Origin of the sequence: Actinoplanes sp. NPDC051633 (genome assembly GCF_040681735.1) — a bacterium.
In the GTDB taxonomy this organism is placed as follows: Bacteria; Actinomycetota; Actinomycetes; order Mycobacteriales; family Micromonosporaceae; genus Actinoplanes.
Genome location: NZ_JBFAZH010001249.1, coordinates 1 through 2,171, shown reverse-complemented (window position 1 = coordinate 2,171; position 2,171 = coordinate 1). Strand labels below are relative to the sequence as shown.

Genomic DNA, 2,171 nt, shown 5'->3' with positions numbered 1-2,171 from the left:
AGGGCGACCAGGCGAGCGGCGAGGAGCCGGACCGCAAGGTCGAGTGGGCGGAGGTCGACAAGCGGCGCCTCGCGATGACCGCCGGCGCGACCCTGCTCGGCATCGGTTCCATGATCGGCCGCCGGCACCTCGAGAAGCGCTGGCTCGCGGCCCTGCAGGAGAGCGGCCACCCGCACCCGTACCGTGCTCTGGGCGTACGCATGGGGTTGGTCGCCACGGCCCTCGCCCTCCCCGGCGCCCTGCGCGAGCGCCGCTAGAAAACCCTGAAAATCGAGATCTGGCGAAGCCGGGCTTGACGTATTCCCTTATGGGTATATGATTCAAGGCATGGCACGAGCAGCAACCACCACCGACGCGTTCAACGCGGTGGCCGAGCCCAGGCGGCGGCAGATCCTCGACCTCCTCGCCCAGCGCGAGCGCCCGGTCAACGATCTGGTCGAGCTGCTCGGGCTGGCTCAGCCGCAGGTGTCGAAGCACCTGCGTGTCCTGCGGGAGGTGGATCTCGTGCGAGTTCGCGACGAGGGGCGGCAGCGGATGTATCGGCTGAATGCCGAGCCGCTCAAACCGATTCACGAGTGGCTGCGCAAGTACGAGCAGAACTGGAACGAGCGGTTCGACCTGATGGACGAGGTGCTCGAGGAGCTGAAGGAGCAAGAGGATGACCGAGACGACTAGCGGCACCGCGAAGGTGACGCTTCCGGCCGACAACCAGATCCTGATCACGCGCGAGTTCAACGCGCCGCGGCACCTCGTGTGGCGCGCCTACACCTCGCCGGAGCTGGTCAAGCGCTGGTGGGCGGGGGAGAAGGGCAAGGTCACCAGCGCCGAGATCGACCTGCGGGTCGGTGGGCAGTGGCGCTACGTGATGGAGGCCAACGGCGGCTTCGAGGTGGCGTTCCACGGGGAGTACAAGACCATCGAGGCACCCGAGCGGCTGGTCAACACCGAGGCCTTCGAGGGCATCCCGGACCCGGACGGGCACGCCGGCCTGGTCACGATGACGCTGACCGAGAAGGACGGGCGCACGTCGATGGAGATGCTCTGCGAGTACGTCGACCAGACCGACCGCGACGCGGTGATCGAGTCCGGCATGGAGGGTGGCATGCAGGAGTCGATGGATCAGCTGGAGAGGGTCGCGGCGTCGCTGGTCTGACCGCGGCCCGCGCGGCCGGCGAGCAGACCCACAGTGGCGGCGATGACGGTGGTGAAGACGAGGACGGCCACGAACGGCGTCCTCGTCACCGTCTGGAAGAGCAGCCCGGTGATCGCCAGCGACGTGCTGGCGCACACGGCTTCCGTGATGCTCTTCGCCGACGTGTTGAAACCCTGACGACCCTCCGCGGAGTACGCGAGCACGAGCACGCTGATCCGGGGATAGAGGGTGCCCATCCCCGCCCCGGCGAGGAACCAGCCCACCGCGGCGACCGCGGGGTGCAGACGCAGCCACACGGTCAGCAGCTCGACGCCCGCGCCGGCGACGAGCACGGCCGCGCCCGCTCTCAGGGCGGTCACCGCGCTCAGCCGATCACCCAGCCGGCCCTGGAGCGCCGAGGCCGCCGCCCACGAGATCGCGGCCGCGGTCAGCGTGACGCCGGACAGCCACGCGGGCAGGCCGTATTCGTCGTGCAGCAGCAGCGGCAGGTAGACCTCGGTGCCGAAGAAGACCGCGGCGGCCAGGCCGCAGAGCAGGACGACGGCGGGCAGCCCGGGCCGGGCGCGATAGATGCCCGCCGGGATCACGCGGCGGACGACGACGCCAATCACCAGCAGGGCGGCGGCCGCACAGGCCCACGACCAGGGCGGGTCCAGCTCGACGCAATAGCTGAGCGCGACCACCGCGAGGGCCAGCACGACGGCGACCGGCACCCGGCCGCGCTGCTGCGCCGCCGTGCTCTCGTGGTCGCGGTCGCGCAGGGCCGGCAGGATCATCGCGGTCGCGGCGGCCAGCAGCACCACGACGCCGAGGAACACCCAGTGCCAGCTCAGCGCCTCGGCCACCACGCCGGCCACGAACGGCCCGACGATCGACGGCAGCACCCAGGCGGAGGCGTACGCGCCGAAGATCCTGATGTGCAGCCGCGACGGATAGGCCTTGGCGACGAGCACGTAGAGCGCGACGGTGATGCCGCCGGCGCCGAGCCCCTGCAGAAAACGTCCGGCGACGAAGACGG

4 protein-coding genes are annotated in these 2,171 nt (G+C 70.4%); 3 read left to right on the top strand and 1 reads right to left on the bottom strand.

What is annotated here, in order from left to right; translation table 11 throughout:
* The 3 genes from AB0M20_RS39655 to AB0M20_RS39645 form a co-directional block, all read left to right on the top strand.
* Positions 1–257 (top strand): hypothetical protein (locus AB0M20_RS39655; RefSeq protein ID WP_364306233.1); only part of this gene is annotated, 257 nt, incomplete at its 5' end.
* A gap of 70 nt (positions 258–327) precedes the next feature.
* Positions 328–675 carry a metalloregulator ArsR/SmtB family transcription factor gene (locus tag AB0M20_RS39650; protein WP_364306231.1) on the top strand — a complete coding sequence of 116 codons (348 nt, stop codon included), beginning with the start codon at positions 328–330 and terminating at the stop codon, positions 673–675.
* Positions 659–1,153, top strand: coding sequence for an SRPBCC family protein (locus AB0M20_RS39645; protein WP_364306229.1), 495 nt, complete (start codon positions 659–661; stop codon positions 1,151–1,153). Before AB0M20_RS39650 ends, AB0M20_RS39645 begins: the two co-directional genes overlap by 17 nt.
* Here the strand turns inward: AB0M20_RS39645 and AB0M20_RS39640 are convergent.
* Positions 1,120–2,171, bottom strand: a 1,052-nt coding sequence (locus AB0M20_RS39640; RefSeq protein ID WP_364306227.1) for an MFS transporter, incomplete at its 5' end; no start/stop codon positions are given. The genes AB0M20_RS39645 and AB0M20_RS39640 overlap by 34 nt on opposite strands.

What these genes read in the sequence shown, in the direction of transcription:
- AB0M20_RS39650 (WP_364306231.1), top strand. Translation starts at nt 328, where the DNA reads ATGGCACGAGCAGCAACCACCACCGACGCGTTCAACGCGGTGGCCGAG.
- AB0M20_RS39645 (WP_364306229.1), top strand. Translation starts at nt 659, where the DNA reads ATGACCGAGACGACTAGCGGCACCGCGAAGGTGACGCTTCCGGCCGAC.